The sequence below is a fragment of the Vibrio sp. SCSIO 43136 genome, from assembly GCF_023716565.1.
Lineage (GTDB): Bacteria > Pseudomonadota > Gammaproteobacteria > Enterobacterales > Vibrionaceae > Vibrio.
In genome coordinates this window covers 1,447,031-1,469,315 of the sequence record NZ_CP071848.1, presented here as the reverse complement: position 1 = coordinate 1,469,315, position 22,285 = coordinate 1,447,031, and the positions used below count along the sequence as shown (strand labels likewise).

Below are 22,285 nucleotides of genomic sequence, written 5' to 3'. Positions count from 1 at the left end.
CTATCAACCGTTAGTCTTTCAAAACAAACATATTGTCCAAGTTTGCTGTGAGATCTGCGGCAGACATACCTTCAAGCTCAATGGTCACTTTACCATTGTCTTTCTCGACATCAATCGTAACACTATCCGCTCCGGTATCCACAGCGCTGTCACCAATTTGAGCCAAGATGGTAGACACCTGATCGTCCGTCAAATCACTAAACAAGTCAGATAAGTCAATCTTGTCGCCTTGAGTAATATCGAAGTCAGTGATCACGTCCTTACTTCCATCAAGATCACCATCGACCCACTTGAAGATGTCAGCATCGTCACCACCAGTGAGGATATCGTTACCTTGACCACCAGTGAGAATATCTAACCCATCACCACCTAGTAGATAATCATCACCAGCGCCACCTTCTAGTATGTCACGTCCAGTACCGCCGCGAATTGCGTCGTTACCGTCGCCACCATCAAGATAGTCATTGCCTTCAGCACCAAAGATGATATCTGAGCCTCCCTCACCGTAAATACGGTCATTGCCTGCACCACCATGACCTATATCTAGGTATGCGTTACTCACATCCGAGATATTCAAGCTGCTATTTTCATCACTACTATCTTGAAGGAATTCTGCATCAGATAATGCTGCATCCCCATAATTTTCTACGCCGGATTGAGCTTTATTAAGTTTAGTTATTGCATCTGGACTTGATAGGTCATGACTTGGTGAGTGACTCTCACCTAGGTAAATCGTATCGTCTCCACTACCGAGGAACACATGATCACCTGACTCGCCCACATCAATTACGAAGTCTTTCGGTGAATCAATCATTTCATTCGCAATGCCTGATGCCGCCCACTGAATCTGCTCACTATCCAGTCCAGAGTTAACCACTTTAACTGTATCAACAACATCTGTTTGAGAGTTGATATCCAACACTGGAGTACCTGCCGCATCAATATGGAAATCTAGTGATGCACTACTAGTATCACCATCTTTGTCTTTTAACGTGTACTCAAACAATATGGCTTGGTCAACTGTATCTGCTGCACCATAGAAGTCGTACTCACCTGTGTTCATGTCTATGACTAAAGAGTGCTTGCCATCGACATATACAGTGAGTTTGCCTGTAACCGAATCAAAGTCGTAATTAGAGCTGCTGGTTGTGATTTCCTGCCCATTGAAATTGAACTCATCGCCTTCAATACTGATTTGGCTAACATAGCCGCCATCTGCTCCAAAGCCTGTAATAGTGCCATCTACTGGCGTTACAACTGATTGAAGCAAGATCGGTGGCAGATTAGTGACATCATCCACCAGAACAGGCTTCAGATCCGTACCAGTAATACCATAACCGTCGTAGGCAATTGGGTCCATTTCCTCACCAACAACACCTGTACCCATACCATAGGCAAGTGACGTGATATCATTAGTGTTTAAATGGTTCTGCCACGCTAGGGCTTCTGCATCATTAACACGGTTATGATTATCATCGTCTTCACCAACTGGTTTACCATCCGACAAGAAGTAGCTGACATTGGTACCACCAACCACTTTGTCATCAGAATTTTGATCCCAGTTTGCGGCAGCTTTAGCGATAGCATCGTCGTAGTCGGTTTGACCACCGTGATCAAGCTTATTGATTGCAGCGATAGCGTCATCAACGCTCATCCAGACTGAGTCTGAATCATCTTCTAAAACCGAAGCTGAGCCGTTGTATTTAATCAGCTGCACCATGGTAGCACCCTGAGCTTCATACTGAGTAAGAAGCAAGATAGCTGCCGCTTTCATAACCGCTAAACGACTTTGGCCGTTCCCAGCGTCATTACTCATCGAGCCAGAAACATCTAGCATCAATTGAACATTGGCACCTGATTTAACCTGGGTGGTCACTTCATTAGAAATGTGGTTCGCTTCAGGCGCATCATCTTCCACTACCACCGAGACTGTTCCACGGCCACTCGCACCTTGCTCGTTAGTCACAACAATTGGAATATCAATCGTTATGTTGTCTTCACCCGCTGTATCTGAGTGATCCAATGGTGCTAGCAAGTTTGTTGTCACTGTGCCTTGGTCATCAGTAGAAATGATTAATACCGGGCCTTCTGTCGTAGACCCTGTTAACGTCATACCGTCATTTGAAACTTCCCAACTGATTGGAAGGTTATTACTGGTATAGTCGGCTTCAGGAGCAACCAATACAATCGAATCGATCGATGGAGACGCTATTGATATATCTGACGTATCTTGAACATTGTTCGTCTCATCAACAGAACCAACGAGTGCGTTACTATCCGCATTACCTCCACTGAGCCCTTCTTCTGAAACATTAACTATAATGTCCCCAACTGTCGGTACCACAAATGGAACGACACTAAACTCGCCTGTGGTATTGTCGCCATCACCATCCGTTGCTTTTACCGTAAAGTCGATATCATTATCACCGGTTGGTGTTTGCATAGGTAAGTACTGGATAAACTCCCACTTACCTGTGGCCGGAGTTAACTGCACTTCAAATACTGTTGCGCCACTACTATCCACACCAATCAAGTGGTTAGGATTCTGGTTATCAACAGTGATCGTGATAGCTTTACCATCTTCGGTAAGCAAGCCTTGCTCTCCACCAACTAAGACTAAGCCACCAAATCCATCGGCACCGTATTCGACACCAATATCACCCGTCGCTGAAGCAATTGGTGTCGGTAATTCTGACCCAGTAAAGGTGATGCTCTTAACCGTAAAGTCACTATTGTCTTTAGGGTTTGCATCCCCATTTGACGTCGCCTCAAGGACGATCGTGTCAAATCCACCTTGCTGAACATTGAAGTTCTGAGCGTAATCACCGCTTTCGGTATCTGATGAGAATGGCTGCTCTGCAATCAACACGCCATCACGGTAGAAGTACGCAACACCGTTTTCGACTTCACCACCATACATTTGTGCAAACTCAATCGTTGCACCGTAAGCAACGTTATCGCCTAAATCGATGATGAGTTGTTCTGATACTCCACCTTCAGGTGTAATTCGGTAATCTACCTCGTTATCCAGCGGATGGTAGAAGTCGGCATCACTGTTTACTCCTATGCCTAAATCTGTGCGATTCACCGTTGCATCACTGAGCTCATCACCGCTAGTAGAAGCGAAGCCTTTTGCTGTGATAGTGATTTCGCCCAGATCTAAACTATCACCATCGAACGAGCTTCCTGTAAGGTCGAAACTTCCTACGAGAACCTCTGGTAGATCGCGGTTTGTGGCAATCACAGCACTAGAGTCAGTAATCACTGGGGCATCATCTTCTACAGATACTGTAATTGACCCTAATGTGTCGCTATCATTGGCGATAATATCGATGCTCAAATCACGTTGATCTTCAATGCTTGTATCAAGGTGATCTATTGGTTCTAGTAGAGTAACTTCGTAATCCCACTCCCCTTGGCCCTCAGCATTAGGCGCAGTCAACTCGACTAAAGCAATTTCTTTGTAGCTATCTTCTCCAACAGTACCTGTGTAGCCTTTCAGAGTGTTGCTTTGAGCATCCCAAGCCCAAACCACTGCCGCTGCTCCAGATGTAATACCCGCAGGGCCCGAAAGACTAATCGCTACATTAGCGTTATCAACATCTTTAACTTCAAAGCTGCCCGTATCTGTTGCATTGTCCGTAGTATCGTTGACACCTTGTTGATCTACTAGACCATCAGCTAAGCCTTCTTCTGACACTTGCGCATTAGATATGGCTGAAACTGTTGGAAGGTCATCAGAACCCGTTACCGTGATAGTCACGGTCTGTGGTTGACTAACTTCTCCTGCATCATCACTGGCTGTGAATTGGAAAGTGACTGTTGCACTTTGATTATCATTTAAGTAATCGAAGTCTGTTCCAGGATCGAAGCTGAAGGAGCCGTCCTCGTTAAACGTCAATGAACCCGAAGAAACATCTTGTGTTAGCACATAACCTTCGTTATCCAGATTGCCATCAATATCACTTGCAGTAACCTGACCATCAACCCTCTGATTTTCATCTGTAGATTTAGCTAGTGCATCAGCTTCAGGTGCGTCATTCGTCGCATCACGAGTACTTTCAACATCAATCGTGATGACTGCATCTTCGCTGTCTGCATTATCGTTATCGACCGCTTGATACTTAATCTCCTCAGAGATTCCTGCATCCAGTACTTCTACGCCTTGCAGTACCACATTCGAGTTCTTACCTGGGTTCGAATCTGAATCCGTAAAGATACGGATGGTACTAAACGGCTCATCCGAAGTGCGGTTCTCAGGCGTGATGACGTAACTAAATTCACCGCTGCCGTCGTAAACCGCATCGTTAGTGGTGTCATCTAACGTGATGGTTTCGATGTAGTTGCCTTCAGCATCAAGCAATACGATGTTGATTTGTGCATCCGCTACATGACCATCTTCGTAGTGACCCCAAATACTGCCCAGTGATACTTCCGCTGACGTCACGCCCACGGATGGGCCAAAGTCCACTTCAATGTAATCTTTTTGAGTAACATCCAGCTCTTTATCACCAACGCCCATGCCTTTCTCGCCATTGGCGTTGTCGAAGTAAAGCTCTTCTGGAGTCAGAACTGAATCACCGTGTGGCGATTCACCTGTGAAGCGACCACCTGATACAGTAACACCCGACTCCAATTCGATTTCTGTCTCTACGCCATTGGCGTATTGGCCTTTGAAGTCAGTGGATGCATCAAAGCTCAACTGCTCGTTAACATCATCATCAAGCACGTATTCGATTTGTGCGTTTTCTGGGAAGTTCGGACTATTTGCATCGATTGGTGTACGAGTATCCCCTTCCACTAGGTACAAGGTACCGAATTGTGGGTCGGTTAGAATGTCGACTTGGACTGGAGTATCAGCCGCTGCATCGTCTTCTACGTCTCGAACGTTTGGTTCGAAATTGACTGCGGCGGTGTCGTTGTCGGCACCAGACAGAGTAACCGTGAAGTCATCAGCTTCAGGGATATCGTTGACTGGATTAACTTGAATCGTTACCGCACCGTCACGTACTTCTTCACCATCACTCACTTGATAAGTAAACTGACCAACATTTTGACCGGCGCTGTACTCGTCTGGAGCGTCGTACTGCAGTCCTTCTAGCTGCTCAGCCGATAGCTCATCACCGTTATTCACCGGCGTGCCGTCATCCAATGTAACCACACCCAAGTTAGGCAGGCCTGTTACCGTTATAGTCAAACTGTCATCGTCAACATCCGTTGGACGAGTTAGGCCCAAGCTGCTGTCTTGAGATTCTTCGTCGACAACAATTGTATTGCTATCCACTTCTGGCGCATCGTTTACTGGCGTGACATTGATAAATACCGTTGCGGTCGATGTTGCTCCACTTGGGTCCTCCACTACATAGTCATAGCTGGCCTCGCCAAAGAAATTATCCGCTGGAGTGAAGACTATTTCTCCGCCTACCATCTTAACGGAGCCGTTAACTGCGTTTTCCACTGATTTAATAGACAATACATCGCCATCTGGATCAGTATCATTCGCCAGTAACTCTTTTGGCGTGAAGCGGATTTCTGTATCTTCTTGAGTTTGGTAGCCAGACGTATTTTCAACTTTTATGTCGTCAATGTAAGCACCGAAGCTATCGTCGTTGCCTGTACCCGTGAAGGACAAGGTAGTCGTTGAATCCGAGACCGTCTCATCAAAGCTAATGGTATACCAACCCGTGCTCTGGTCTTGTGAAACGCTCACACCCTCTGCAGGATCTCCATTGCTATCGGTAATAACAATGTTTCCATTTGAGTCAGAATCAATAACGATAGTGGTATCACCGAAGGTCACCGAAAGATCACTATCTTCTTCGCTGTTCGGGCGTGGTTTGTAATCAAAAGTGACAGTGTGTGTAGAGCCTTCTTTGGTATCTAGATCTCTTGAGATACTCACCAATTCATAGCCATCAAGCTCTGCGTGTGCATTGCCGTCTGACGCTGAAGAACCACCTACATTACCCGTTTGGATCTCCAGTTCAGCATTGTCACCATTGGCGTCTGTAATCGTCCAACCATTGTAATCAGCGAACGTATCCCATTTACCGTCTGCTAAGCCACTTTCTTCAAAGGACTCTTGGAAGATAACGCCTTTGCCGTAATCATCTACCGCAGTCGGTGCATCATTGTCTGGCGTCACATCGATAGTGATGGTTTTCGCATCACTTGATTTTTCACCATCACTGACACTGAAAGTAAAGTCAGCGTAATCATCACCATTTGCATCCGGTGCTGGTTTGAACGTCAATTGCCCCAATTCATTTACGTTGACCTCTGTATCTGCGGTAATTGGCTGACCGTTGAGTAGCAAGGTGCCGTTGGCTGGCAGAGACTCAATAGTCACTGATACCAAACTGTCGCCAACGTCGACATCATCAAATGCGAAGTCGCTTTCACTGAAGGTGTGAGTACCATCTTCAGGCATGATGATAGTGTTATTTTCTGTTGTCGGAGCATCGTTAACTGGCGTCACATCTACCGTAATGGTCTTGATCTCACTCGATGCCTCACCATCATTCACGCTGAAGGTGAAATCTGCATAACCATCACCGTTCGCATTTTCTGCAGGCTTGAAGGTCAACTTATCTAGGTCATCGGAATCTACCGACGTACCCGCAGCAATTGGGTTACCATTTAAGTACAAGGTACCGTTGGTCGGTAGCGTTTCGATCGTTACTGACTCAAGTACATCACCCGCATCGATATCATCAAAGGCGAAGTCGCTTGCACCGAAGGTGTAAGTGCCGTCTTCATCCATGGTCACGGTGTTGTTTTCTGTGGTTGGTGCGTCATTCACTGGCGTCACATCCACTGTCAGAGTCTTAATTTCACTCGACGCTTCACCATCACTCACACTAAAGGTGAAGTCTGCGTAGTCATCGCCATTTTCGTTATCGGCTGGCTCGAAGGTCAGTTTACCAAGATCGTTCACATTCACCGCAGTACCCGCCGTGATGGCGTTACCATCTAGGTACAGCGTGCCGTTAGTCGGCAAGGTTTCAATGGTCACGGAGACCAGCGCATCACCCGTATCAACATCAGCAAAGGCGAAGTCACTTGCACTGAAGGTGTAAGTACCATCTTCGTCCATGGTCACGGTGTTGTTTTCTGTGGTTGGCGCATCGTTGACTGGGGTAACTGTAACAACTGCTGTTGAACTGTCTTCACCACCATTGCCATCACTTACGGTGTAGCTAATTGTTGCTTCGCCATTAAAGTCATCCGCTGGCGTGAACTTCACTTTGCCATCAACGATTTCTACCGTACCTTGCTCTGCAGGCACTGATACATCCGTGATGGTGAGTGTGTCTTTTTCTTCGTCGGTATCGTTCGCCAAGACATCAATCGTGATTGGTGTGTCTTCTGGCGTTGTTACCGCATCTGGATTCGCTTTAGGACCGTCATTCACTTCAGTGACATCTGGTGTGTCAACATCAGAAGACGACAAGTCTGTCTCAACTTCTTTCACCACCAAGTTAATTGGGTCAAGGTCTTCACCCGCATTCACGGCAGCAACCCCTGCTGCTGTCAGCAGTACGGTGCCATTTGCGCCCAAGCTGTAGTGGCCCTTCGCATTGCTGCCTTCAGCAAAGTCGACTGTAATTGGACGACCTTCTGGGTCATTCGCATCAAATGTACCGGCAACCGCTCCAACCACCACATTGTCGGCATCTTCTACGAAGTCGTTTGCCACCACATCAATGGTCGGTGCGTCATTTGTCGCATCACGAGTACTTTCAACATCAATCGTGATGAAAGCGTGTTCACTGTCTGCGTTGTCGTTATCCGTGGCCTGATACTCAATCTTCTCAGAGATTTCCGCATCCAGCACTTCTACGCCTTGCAGTACCACATTCGAGTTTTTACCTGGGTTCGAATCTGAATCCGTGAAGATACGGATAGTGCTGAACGGCTCATCCGAAGTACGGTTCTCTGGCGTGATGACGTAACTGAACTCACCGCTGCCGTCGTAAACTGCGTCGTTAGTGGTGTCATCTAACGTGATGGTTTCGATGTAGTTGCCTTCAGCATCAAGCAATACGATGTTGATTTGTGCATCCGCTACATGACCATCTTCGTAGTGGCCCCAGATACTGCCCAGTGATACTTCCGCTGATGTCACGCCCACGGATGGGCCGAAGTCCACTTCAATGTAATCTTTTTGAGTAACATCCAGCTCTTTATCACCAACACCCATGCCTTTCTCGCCATTGGCGTTGTCGAAGTACAGCTCTTCTGGGGTTAGGACTGAATCACCGTGTGGCGACTCACCTGTGAAGCGACCCCCTGAAACGGTAACACCTGACTCCAGTTCAATTTCTGTCTCTACGCCATTGGCGTATTGGCCTTTGAAGTCAGTGGATGCATCAAAGCTCAACTGCTCGTTAACATCATCATCAAGCACGTATTCGATTTGTGCGTTTTCTGGGAAGTTCGGGCTATTTGCATCGATTGGTGTACGAGTATCCCCTTCCACTAGGTACAAGGTACCGAATTGTGGATCGGTTAGGATGTCGACTTGGACTGGAGTATCAGCCACTGCATCGTCTTCTACGTCTCGAACGTTTGATTCGAAGTTGACTGCGGCGGTGTCATTGTCGGCACCAGACAGAGTAACCGTGAAGTCATCAGCTTCAGGGATGTCGTTAACAGGCGTCACATCCACCGTAATGGTCTTGATCTCACTCGATGCCTCGCCATCATTTACGCTGAAGGTGAAATCTGCATAACCATCACCGTTCGCATTTTCCGCAGGCTTGAAGGTCAACTTGTCTAGGTCATCGGCATCTACCGACGTACCCGCAGCAATTGGGTTGCCGTTTAAGTACAAGGTACCATTGGTCGGTAGCGTTTCAATCGTCACTGACTCAAGCACATCACCCGCATCGATATCATCAAAGGCGAAGTCGCTTGCACCGAAGGTGTATGTGCCATCTTCATCCATGGTCACGGTGTTGTTTTCTGTGGTTGGTGCGTCATTCACTGGCGTCACATCCACTGTCAGAGTCTTAATTTCACTCGACGCTTCACCATCACTCACACTAAAGGTGAAGTCTGCGTAGTCATCGCCATTTTCGTTATCGGCTGGCTCGAAGGTCAGTTTACCAAGATCGTTCACATTCACCGCAGTACCCGCCGTGATGGCGTTACCATCTAGGTACAGCGTGCCGTTAGTCGGCAAGGTTTCAATGGTCACGGAGACCAGCGCATCGCCCGTATCAACATCAGCAAAGGCGAAGTCACTTGCACTGAAGGTGTAAGTACCATCTTCGTCCATGGTCACGGTGTTGTTTTCTGTGGTTGGCGCATCGTTGACTGGGGTAACTGTAACAACTGCTGTTGAACTGTCTTCACCACCATTGCCATCACTTACGGTGTAGCTAATTGTTGCTTCGCCATTAAAGTCATCCGCTGGCGTGAACTTCACTTTGCCATCAACGATTTCTACCGTGCCTTGCTCAGCAGGCACTGATACATCCGTGATGGTGAGTGTGTCTTTTTCTTCGTCGGTATCGTTCGCCAAGACATCAATCGTGATTGGTGTGTCTTCTGGCGTTGTCACCGCATCTGGGTTCGCTTTAGGACCGTCGTTCACTTCAGTGACATCTGGTGTGTCAACATCAGAAGACGACAAGTCTGTCTCAACTTCTTTCACCACCAAGTTAATTGGGTCAAGGTCTTCACCCGCATTCACGGCAGCAACCCCTGCTGCCGTCAGCAGTACGGTGCCATTTGCGCCCAAGCTGTAGTGGCCCTTCGCATTGCTGCCTTCAGCAAAGTCGACTGTAATTGGACGACCTTCTGGGTCATTCGCATCAAATGTACCTGCAACCGCTCCAACCACCACATTGTCGGCATCTTCTACAAAGTCGTTTGCCACCACATCAATGGTTGGTGCGTCATTTGTCGCATCACGAGTACTTTCAACATCAATCGTGATGAAAGCGTGTTCACTGTCTGCGTTGTCGTTATCCGTGGCTTGATACTCAATCTTCTCAGAGATTTCCGCATCCAGCACTTCTACGCCTTGCAGTACCACATTCGAGTTCTTACCTGGGTTCGAATCTGAATCCGTAAAGATACGGATGGTGCTGAACGGCTCATCCGAAGTACGGTTCTCTGGCGTGATGACGTAACTGAACTCACCGCTGCCGTCGTAAACTGCGTCGTTAGTGGTGTCATCTAACGTGATGGTTTCAATGTAGTTGCCTTCAGCATCAAGCAATACGATGTTGATTTGTGCATCCGCAACATGACCATCTTCGTAGTGACCCCAAATACTGCCCAGTGATACTTCCGCTGACGTCACGCCCACGGATGGGCCGAAGTCCACTTCAATGTAGTCTTTTTGGGTAACATCTAACTCGCTGTCACCAACACCCATGCCTTTCTCGCCATTGGCGTTGTCGAAGTACAGCTCTTCTGGGGTTAGGACTGAATCACCGTGTGGCGACTCACCTGTGAAGCGACCCCCTGAAACGGTAACACCTGACTCCAGTTCAATTTCTGTCTCTACGCCATTGGCGTATTGGCCTTTGAAGTCAGTGGATGCATCAAAGCTCAACTGCTCGTTAACATCATCATCAAGCACGTATTCGATTTGTGCGTTTTCTGGGAAGTTCGGGCTATTTGCATCGATTGGTGTACGAGTATCCCCTTCCACTAGGTACAAGGTACCGAATTGTGGATCGGTTAGGATGTCGACTTGGACTGGAGTATCAGCCACTGCATCGTCTTCTACGTCTCGAACGTTTGATTCGAAGTTGACTGCGGCGGTGTCATTGTCGGCACCAGACAGAGTAACCGTGAAGTCATCAGCTTCAGGGATGTCGTTAACAGGCGTCACATCCACCGTAATGGTCTTGATCTCACTCGATGCCTCGCCATCATTTACGCTGAAGGTGAAATCTGCATAACCATCACCGTTCGCATTTTCCGCAGGCTTGAAGGTCAACTTGTCTAGGTCATCGGCATCTACCGACGTACCCGCAGCAATTGGGTTGCCGTTTAAGTACAAGGTACCATTGGTCGGTAGCGTTTCAATCGTCACTGACTCAAGCACATCACCCGCATCGATATCATCAAAGGCGAAGTCGCTTGCACCGAAGGTGTATGTGCCATCTTCATCCATGGTCACGGTGTTGTTTTCTGTGGTTGGTGCGTCATTCACTGGCGTCACATCCACTGTCAGAGTCTTAATTTCACTCGACGCTTCACCATCACTCACACTAAAGGTGAAGTCTGCGTAGTCATCGCCATTTTCGTTATCGGCTGGCTCGAAGGTCAGTTTACCAAGATCGTTCACATTCACCGCAGTACCCGCCGTGATGGCGTTACCATCTAGGTACAGCGTGCCGTTAGTCGGCAAGGTTTCAATGGTCACGGAGACCAGCGCATCGCCCGTATCAACATCAGCAAAGGCGAAGTCACTTGCACTGAAGGTGTAAGTACCATCTTCGTCCATGGTCACGGTGTTGTTTTCTGTGGTTGGCGCATCGTTGACTGGGGTAACTGTAACAACTGCTGTTGAACTGTCTTCACCACCATTGCCATCACTTACGGTGTAGCTAATTGTTGCTTCGCCATTAAAGTCATCCGCTGGCGTGAACTTCACTTTGCCATCAACGATTTCTACCGTGCCTTGCTCAGCAGGCACTGATACATCCGTGATGGTGAGTGTGTCTCTTTTCTTCGTCGGTATCGTTCGCCAAGACATCAATCGTGATTGGTGTGTCTTCTGGCGTTGTCACCGCATCTGGGTTCGCTTTAGGACCGTCGTTCACTTCAGTGACATCTGGTGTGTCAACATCAGAAGACGACAAGTCTGTCTCAACTTCTTTCACCACCAAGTTAATTGGGTCAAGGTCTTCACCCGCATTCACGGCAGCAACCCCTGCTGCCGTCAGCAGTACGGTGCCATTTGCGCCCAAGCTGTAGTGGCCCTTCGCATTGCTGCCTTCAGCAAAGTCGACTGTAATTGGACGACCTTCTGGGTCATTCGCATCAAATGTACCTGCAACCGCTCCAACCACCACATTGTCGGCATCTTCTACAAAGTCGTTTGCCACCACATCAATGGTTGGTGCGTCATTTGTCGCATCACGAGTACTTTCAACATCAATCGTGATGAAAGCGTGTTCACTGTCTGCGTTGTCGTTATCCGTGGCTTGATACTCAATCTTCTCAGAGATTTCCGCATCCAGCACTTCTACGCCTTGCAGTACCACATTCGAGTTCTTACCTGGGTTCGAATCTGAATCCGTAAAGATACGGATGGTGCTGAACGGCTCATCCGAAGTACGGTTCTCTGGCGTGATGACGTAACTGAACTCACCGCTGCCGTCGTAAACTGCGTCGTTAGTGGTGTCATCTAACGTGATGGTTTCAATGTAGTTGCCTTCAGCATCAAGCAATACGATGTTGATTTGTGCATCCGCAACATGACCATCTTCGTAGTGACCCCAAATACTGCCCAGTGATACTTCCGCTGACGTCACGCCCACGGATGGGCCGAAGTCCACTTCAATGTAGTCTTTTTGGGTAACATCTAACTCGCTGTCACCAACACCCATGCCTTTCTCGCCATTGGCGTTGTCGAAGTACAGCTCTTCTGGGGTTAGGACTGAATCACCGTGTGGCGACTCACCTGTGAAGCGACCCCCTGAAACGGTAACACCTGACTCCAGTTCAATTTCTGTCTCTACGCCATTGGCGTATTGGCCTTTGAAGTCAGTCGATGCGTCAAAGCTCAACTGCTCGTTAACATCATCATCAAGCACGTATTCGATTTGTGCGTTTTCTGGGAAGTTCGGGCTATTTGCGTCGATTGGTGTACGAGTATCCCCTTCCACTAGGTACAAGGTACCGAATTGTGGGTCGGTTAGGATGTCGACTTGGACTGGAGTATCAGCCGCTGCATCGTCTTCTACGTCTCGAACGTTTGGTTCGAAATTGACTGCGGCGGTGTCGTTGTCAGCACCAGATAGAGTAACCGTAAAGTCATCAGCTTCTGGTATTTCATTAGTTCCAGAAATAGTCACTGTCACTGTATGAGTAGTGCCATCAGCAGATTCTACAGTGATCTGACGCTCTACTGAGCTTCCTTGTGGAAGATTCTGAACATCAGGATGAGAGTTATTCAGGTTATATGTCCACTCACCGGTTTCATCGATACTGAAGAAGCCCCAATTACCATCGGCAACATTTTCTTGTACAACAAAGACCGCTTCGCCTGCATCTGGGTCGACTACGTCTAGGTTGCCGCTGGTACTTAGGGTGACATCTTCTTGAACCGCACCTGCGTCATCGCCTTCCGTGTTCGGAGTGATGATCGCTGTATCGTCAGAGCCTGTGATGGTGATAGTCACCGTGTGCTCGGTGCCATCGGCAGAGGCTACGGCAATTTCACGGGTCACAGAGTCACTGTCGGCATCCAGTGCTTGTACGTCTGGGTGACTGTTGTTCAGGGTGTAAGTCCACTCACCAGTCTCGTCGATGGTGAAGAAGCCCCAGTCGCCATCGGCCACATTGGTTTGCTCAACGAAGACCGCTTCGCCTGCATCTGGGTCAACCACATCTAAGTTACCACTGGTGCTTAGCGTCACATCTTCTTGAACCGCACCTGCGTCGTCACCTTCCGTGTTCGGAGTGATGATCGCCGTATCGTCAGAGCCTGTGATGGTGATAGTCACGGTGTGCTCAGTGCCATCGGCAGAGGCCACGGTAATTTCACGGGTCACAGGGTCACTGTCGGCATCCAGTGCTTGTACATCTGGGTGGGCATTATTTAGGGTGTAGGTCCACTCACCAGTCTCGTCGATGGTGAAGAAGCCCCAATCGCCGTCGGCCACATTGGTTTGCTCAATAAAGACCGCTTCGCCTGCATCTGGGTCAACCACGTCTAGGTTACCGCTGGTGCTTAGCGTCACATCTTCTTGAACCGCGCCTGCATCGTCACCTTCCGTATTTGGAGTGATGATCGCCTTGTCATCAGAGCCTGTGATAGTGATAGTGACGGTGTGCTCAGTACCATCGGCAGAGGCCACGGTGATTTCACGAGTCACTGGATCGCTGTCCGCATCCAATGCTTGTACGTCTGGATGACTGTTGTTCAACGTGTAGGTCCACTCACCAGTCTCGTCGATGGTGAAGAAGCCCCAATCGCCGTCGGCAACATTGGTTTGCTCAACGAAGACCGCTTCGCCTGCATCTGGGTCAACCACATCGAGGTTACCACTGGTGCTTAGCGTCACATCTTCTTGAACTGCGCCTACGTCATCACCTTCGGTATTCGGAGTGATGATCGCCTTGTCGTCAGAGCCTGTGATGGTGATAGTGACGGTGTGCTCGGTGCCATCGGCAGAAGCTACGGTAATTTCACGAGTCACTGGATCGCTGTCCGCATCCAGTGCTTGTACGTCTGGGTGACTGTTGTTGAGAGTGTAAGTCCACTCACCGGTTTCATCGATGGTGAAGAAGCCCCAATCGCCGTCGGCAACATTGGTTTGCTCAACGAAGACCGCTTCACCTGCATCTGGGTCAACCACATCAAGGTTACCGCTGGTGCTTAGCGTCACATCTTCTTGGACCGCACCTGCGTCATCGCCTTCCGTGTTCGGAGTGATGATCGCCGTATCGTCAGAGCCTGTGATGGTGATAGTCACCGTGTGCTCAGTGCCATCGGCAGACGCCACAGTGATTTCACGAGTCACAGGATTGCTGTCCGCATCCAACGCTTGTACGTCTGGATGACTGTTGTTCAACGTGTAGGTCCACTCACCGGTTTCGTCGATGGTGAAGAAGCCCCAATCGCCGTCGGCCACATTGGTTTGCTCAACGAAGACCGCTTCGCCTGCATCTGGGTCAACCACGTCTAGGTTGCCGCTGGTGCTGAGTGTCACGTCTTCTTGAACGGCACCTGCGTCGTCACCTTCCGTATTCGGAGTGATGATCGCCTTGTCGTCAGAGCCTGTGATGGTGATCGTGACGGTGTGCTCGGTGCCATCGGCAGAGGCCACGGTAATTTCACGCGTCACTGGATCGCTGTCGGCATCCAACGCTTGTACGTCTGGATGGGCATTATTTAGGGTGTAAGTCCACTCACCGGTTGCATCGATGGTGAAGAAGCCCCAATCTCCGTCAGCCACATTGGTTTGCTCAACGAAGACCGCTTCACCTGCGTCTGGATCAACCACATCGAGGTTGCCGCTGGTGCTTAGCGTCACATCTTCTTGAACCGCGCCTGCATCATCACCTTCGGTATTCGGAGTGATGATCGCTGTATCGTCAGAGCCTGTGATGGTGATAGTCACCGTGTGCTCGGTGCCATCGGCAGAGGCCACAGTGATTTCACGCGTCACTGGATCGCTGTCCGCATCCAGTGCTTGTACATCAGGGTGGGCGTTATTCAGGGTGTAAGTCCACTCACCAGTTTCGTCGATGGTGAAGAAGCCCCAATCGCCATCGGCCACATTGGTTTGCTCAACGAAGACCGCTTCACCTGCATCTGGGTCAACCACATCAAGGTTGCCACTGGTGCTTAGCGTGACATCTTCTTGAACCGCACCGGCATCATCACCTTCAGTGTTCGGAGTGATGATCGCCGTATCGTCAGAACCTGTGATGGTGATAGTCACCGTGTGCTCGGTGCCATCGGCAGAGGCCACGGTAATTTCACGAGTCACTGGATCGCTGTCGGCATCCAGCGCTTGTACGTCAGGATGAGCATTATTCAGGGTGTAGGTCCACTCACCGGTCTCATCGATGGTGAAGAAGCCCCAATCGCCGTCGGCAACATTGGTTTGCTCAACAAAGACCGCTTCGCCTGCGTCTGGGTCAACCACATCAAGGTTACCGCTGGTGCTTAGCGTTACATCTTCTTGTACTGCACCTGCGTCATCGCCTTCCGTATTTGGAGTGATGATCGCCTTGTCATCAGAGCCTGTGATAGTGATAGTGACGGTGTGCTCAGTACCATCGGCAGAGGCCACGGTGATTTCACGAGTCACTGGATCGCTGTCCGCATCCAATGCTTGTACGTCTGGATGACTGTTGTTCAACGTGTAGGTCCACTCACCAGTCTCGTCGATGGTGAAGAAGCCCCAATCGCCGTCGGCAACGTTAGTTTGCTCAACGAAGACCGCTTCGCCTGCATCTGGGTCAACCACATCGAGGTTACCACTGGTGCTTAGCGTCACATCTTCTTGAACTGCGCCTGTGTCATCACCTTCGGTATTCGGAGTGATGATCGCCTTGTCGTCAGAGCCTGTGATGGTGATAGTGACGGTGTGCTCGGTGCCATCGGCAGAAGCTACGGTAATTTCACGAGTCACTGGATCGCTGTCCGCATCCAGTGCTTGTACGTCTGGGTGACTGTTGTTGAGAGTGTAAGTCCACTCACCGGTTTCATCGATGGTGAAGAAGCCCCAATCTCCGTCAGCCACATTGGTTTGCTCAACAAAGACCGCTTCGCCTGCGTCTGGGTCAACCACGTCTAGGTTACCGCTGGTGCTTAGCGTCACATCTTCTTGAACCGCGCCTGCATCGTCACCTTCCGTATTTGGAGTGATGATCGCCTTGTCATCAGAGCCTGTGATAGTGATAGTGACGGTGTGCTCAGTACCATCGGCAGAGGCCACGGTGATTTCACGAGTCACTGGATCGCTGTCTGCATCCAACGCTTGTACGTCTGGATGACTGTTGTTCAACGTGTAGGTCCACTCACCGGTTTCATCGATGGTGAAAAAGCCCCAATCTCCGTCAGCCACATTGGTTTGCTCAACAAAGACCGCTTCGCCTGCGTCTGGGTCAACCACGTCTAGGTTACCGCTGGTGCTTAGCGTCACATCTTCTTGAACCGCGCCTGCATCGTCACCTTCCGTATTTGGAGTGATGATCGCCTTGTCATCAGAGCCTGTGATAATGATAGTGACGGTGTGCTCAGTACCATCGGCAGAAGCTACGGTAATTTCACGAGTCACTGGATCGCTGTCCGCATCCAGTGCTTGTACGTCTGGGTGACTGTTGTTGAGAGTGTAAGTCCACTCACCGGTTTCATCGATGGTGAAGAAGCCCCAATCGCCGTCGGCAACATTGGTTTGCTCAACGAAGACCGCTTCACCTGCATCTGGGTCAACCACATCAAGGTTACCGCTGGTGCTTAGCGTCACATCTTCTTGGACCGCACCTGCGTCATCGCCTTCCGTGTTCGGAGTGATGATCGCCGTATCGTCAGAGCCTGTGATGGTGATAGTCACCGTGTGCTCAGTGCCATCGGCAGACGCCACAGTGATTTCACGAGTCACAGGATTGCTGTCCGCATCCAACGCTTGTACGTCTGGATGACTGTTGTTCAACGTGTAGGTCCACTCACCGGTTTCGTCGATGGTGAAGAAGCCCCAATCGCCGTCGGCCACATTGGTTTGCTCAACGAAGACCGCTTCGCCTGCATCTGGGTCAACCACGTCTAGGTTGCCGCTGGTGCTGAGTGTCACGTCTTCTTGAACGGCACCTGCGTCGTCACCTTCCGTATTCGGAGTGATGATCGCCTTGTCGTCAGAGCCTGTGATGGTGATCGTGACGGTGTGCTCGGTGCCATCGGCAGAGGCCACGGTAATTTCACGCGTCACTGGATCGCTGTCGGCATCCAACGCTTGTACGTCTGGATGGGCATTATTTAGGGTGTAAGTCCACTCACCGGTTGCATCGATGGTGAAGAAGCCCCAATCTCCGTCAGCCACATTGGTTTGCTCAACGAAGACCGCTTCGCCTGCATCTGGGTCAACCACATCTAGGTTACCGCTGGTGCTTAGCGTCACATCTTCTTGAACCGCACCTGCGTCATCGCCTTCGGTGTTCGGAGTGATGATCGCTGTATCGTCAGAGCCCGTGATGGTGATAGTCACGGTGTGCTCAGTACCATCGGCAGACGCCACAGTGATTTCACGCGTCACTGGATCGCTGTCCGCATCCAGTGCTTGTACATCAGGGTGGGCGTTATTCAGGGTGTAAGTCCACTCACCAGTTTCGTCGATGGTGAAGAAGCCCCAGTCACCGTCGGCCACATTGGTTTGCTCAACGAAGACCGCTTCGCCTGCATCTGGATCAACCACATCGAGGTTACCGCTAGTGCTTAGCGTCACATCTTCTTGAACGGCACCTGCGTCATCACCTTCGGTATTCGGAGTGATGATCGCCTTGTCGTCAGAGCCTGTGATGGTGATAGTGACGGTGTGCTCGGTGCCATCGGCAGAAGCTACGGTAATTTCACGAGTCACTGGATCGCTGTCCGCATCCAGTGCTTGTACGTCTGGGTGACTGTTGTTGAGAGTGTAAGTCCACTCACCAGTTTCGTCGATGGTGAAGAAGCCCCAATCGCCATCGGCCACATTGGTTTGCTCAACGAAGACCGCTTCACCTGCATCTGGGTCGACTACGTCTAGGTTGCCGCTGGCGCTTAGCGTCACATCTTCTTGAACCGCACCTGCGTCATCGCCTTCGGTATTCGGAGTGATAATCGCTGTATCGTCAGAGCCCGTGATGGTGATAGTCACGGTGTGCTCAGTACCATCGGCAGACGCCACAGTGATTTCACGCGTCACTGGATCGCTGTCCGCATCCAGTGCTTGTACATCAGGGTGGGCGTTATTCAGGGTGTAAGTCCACTCACCAGTTTCGTCGATGGTGAAGAAGCCCCAGTCACCGTCGGCCACATTGGTTTGCTCAACGAAGACCGCTTCGCCTGCATCTGGGTCAACCACATCGAGGTTGCCGTTGGTGCTTAGGGTGACATCTTCTTGAACCGTACCTGCATCGTCACCTTCGGTATTTGGAGTGATGATCGCCGTGTCGTCAGAACCAGTGATGGTGATAGTCACCGTGTGCTCAGTGCCATCGGCAGAGGCTACGGTAATTTCACGCGTCACTGGATCGCTGTCTGCATCCAACGCTTGTACGTCTGGATGACTGTTGTTCAACGTGTAAGTCCACTCACCAGTTTCGTCGATGGTGAAGAAGCCCCAATCGCCATCGGCCACATTGGTTTGCTCAACAAAGACCGCTTCGCCTGCGTCTGGATCAACCACATCGAGGTTACCGCTGGTGCTTAGGGTGACATCTTCTTGAACGGCGCCTGCATCATCACCTTCCGTGTTTGGAGTGATGATCGCTGTATCGTCAGAGCCTGTGATGGTGATAGTCACCGTGTGCTCGGTGCCATCGGCAGAGGCCACAGTGATTTCACGCGTCACTGGATCGCTGTCCGCATCCAGTGCTTGTACGTCTGGATGAGCGTTATTCAGGGTGTAAGTCCACTCACCAGTTTCGTCGATGGTGAAGAAGCCCCAATCGCCATCGGCCACATTGGTTTGCTCAACGAAGACCGCTTCACCTGCATCTGGGTCGACTACGTCTAGGTTGCCGCTGGCGCTTAGCGTCACATCTTCTTGAACCGCACCTGCATCATCGCCTTCGGTATTCGGAGTGATAATCGCTGTATCGTCAGAGCCTGTGATGGTGATAGTCACCGTGTGCTCGGTGCCATCGGCAGAGGCCACAGTGATTTCACGCGTCACTGGATCGCTGTCCGCATCCAGTGCTTGTACGGCTGGGTGGGCATTATTTAGGGTGTAAGTCCACTCACCAGTCTCGTCGATGCTGAAGAAGCCCCAGTCACCGTCGGCCACATTGGTTTGCTCAACGAAGACCGCTTCGCCTGCGTCTGGGTCGACTACGTCTAGGTTGCCGCTGGTGCTTAGCGTCACATCTTCTTGAACCGCACCTGCGTCATCGCCTTCGGTATTCGGAGTGATAATCGCTGTATCGTCAGAGCCTGTGATGGTGATAGTCACCGTGTGCTCGGTGCCATCGGCAGAGGCCACAGTGATTTCACGCGTCACTGGATCGCTGTCCGCATCCAGTGCTTGTACGGCTGGGTGGGCATTATTTAGGGTGTAAGTCCACTCACCAGTCTCGTCGATGCTGAAGAAGCCCCAGTCACCGTCGGCCACATTGGTTTGCTCAACGAAGACCGCTTCGCCTGCGTCTGGGTCGACTACGTCTAGGTTGCCGCTGGTGCTTAGCGTCACATCTTCTTGAACCGCACCTGCGTCATCGCCTTCGGTATTCGGAGTGATGATCGCTGTATCGTCAGAGCCTGTGATGGTGATAGTCACCGTGTGCTCGGTGCCATCGGCAGAGGCCACAGTGATTTCACGCATCACTGGATCGCTGTCCGCATCCAGTGCTTGTACGTCTGGGTGAGCGTTATTTAGGGTGTAAGTCCACTCACCAGTTTCGTCGATGGTGAAGAAGCCCCAATCGCCGTCGGCCACATTGGTTTGCTCAACGAAGACCGCTTCGCCTGCGTCTGGGTCAACCACATCGAGGTTGCCGCTAGTGCTTAGCGTGACATCTTCTTGAACTGCACCAGCATCATCACCTTCGGTATTTGGAGTGATGATCGCTGTATCGTCAGAGCCTGTGATGGTGATAGTCACGGTGTGCTCGGTGCCATCGGCAGAGGCTACGGTAATTTCACGCGTCACTGGATTGCTGTCCGCATCCAACGCTTGTACGTCTGGATGACTGTTGTTCAACGTGTAGGTCCACTCACCGGTTTCATCGATGCTGAAGAAGCCCCAATCGCCGTCGGCCACATTGGTTTGCTCAACAAAGACCGCTTCGCCTGCATCTGGGTCAACCACATCGAGGTTGCCGCTGGTGCTTAGCGTCACATCTTCTTGAACAGAGCCAACATCGTCGCCATCGGTATTAGGAGTAATCACTGCTTGGTCATCAGTACCCGTGATTGTCACCACAACATCGAATGTTGTGCCGTCAGCAGTAGTCACAGTAATCGTTCGGTTTACTGGGTCACTATCGGCATCAAGAGCTTGCACATCTGGGTGATCATTGTTGAGTGTGTATGTCCATTCACCTTCAACATCGATACTGAAAAAGCCCCAATTACCGTCTGGGACATTCGTTTGTTCTACAAATAGAGACTCACCTGAGTCCACATCTGAAACGTCCAAGCTACCGCTAGTGCTTAATGTCACGTCTTCTTGAACATTTCCCGTATCGCTACCTTCTTCAGTAGGAGTGACAATTGCAGGATCGTTAACCGGGTTAACTACAACACTAACAGTAGCCGTATCAGTGTTGGTACCGTCAGACACAGTGTATGAAAGCTCTACATCACCATTGAAATTTTCGTCTGGTGTAAACACCAGCTGCCCATCGACAATTTCAACCGTACCTTGCCCAGAAATTACATCTGCCGCAATTATTGTCAGCTCTTCACCTTCAGGGTCAGTATCATTAGCCAACACATCGATAGTTACGCTTCCGTCTTCATCAACTTGAGCCGTATCGTTAACTGCCGTTGGAGCCTCATTATTGAGGATCACACGGAAAGCCTCTAATAAAGTTAAGCTTTGCGTTTCTGAGAGTCCCTGACTTTCAAGGCCAGTCGTATCGAAGAAAGTTTCTGGTTGAGATTCCGCCGCCGTTCTATCTACAGAACCAACAGGCGTTAAACTTGATCCTGAACCAGTACCACCAGCTGCAGTTGCAAAGTCATCACCAAGTTGGGTTGGATCTTGCCCGTCTTCCAAAGCTGCAAAGATTTGGTCTATTTCATTGTCCAAATCTAGCTCGGTCAAAGACAAATCATCATTGACAAAACTTGCCGTTGGCACGTCAGATTCAAGCTGTTCGCCACTATCGTTAGTGACAATAACTTCACCTGGTTGAAGCGGGGTACCTTCTGGAACAACTTTGAGGTTACCGTTTGCGTCGATAACTATGACTTGGCCTGTGCCTGCGATTGCCATGTTTAAAAGAGAAACGACAGAATCCATGTGAGCCTCTACTCTACTTAATGAGTCCATTCGCTATACAGTTGGGCAGCAAATAAACGAAAATTTAACCATTCATTAATCTTATAGATTATCATCGTTATGGAACGAGGACCACATAACGACTGGACTGTTTTGCAACTTGTTTGCATAAATCTAATCAATAAGAACTAGGTCAAATTATCGCTCACGAATAGGTCTAACAATTGAGACAATCTGCTAACTTAGAGCCTAAGCAGCTGTTTAATTGTATTAAATTAGAAAAATGTGAATTAGCACGAGACTTAAAGTTGTTTCAAACGCATTATTTATTCTCACATTGACTAAAATAACCACGATTTTTGGTCTACAACTAATTGAACATGTTCTCAGTATTGAGATGCCTAATGGCTTAACATTTCATTAATAACAAATCTTCCAGC

The 22,285-nt window shown here is 49.8% G+C and carries 2 protein-coding genes; both read right to left on the bottom strand.

The annotated features are described in order from the left end of the window. Positions 1-10: 10 nt before the first annotated feature. Entirely contained in the window at positions 11-11,722 is an 11,712-nt protein-coding gene (locus J4N39_RS06765) for a tandem-95 repeat protein (protein WP_252023344.1), read from the bottom strand. After that, the gene (locus J4N39_RS06760) at positions 11,652-21,866 is read right to left on the bottom strand and encodes a VCBS domain-containing protein (RefSeq protein WP_252023342.1); all 10,215 of its coding nucleotides are present in this window, start codon (positions 21,864-21,866) and stop codon (positions 11,652-11,654) included. The genes J4N39_RS06765 and J4N39_RS06760 overlap by 71 nt, the downstream gene beginning before the upstream one ends. Positions 21,867-22,285: the final 419 nt, after the last annotated feature.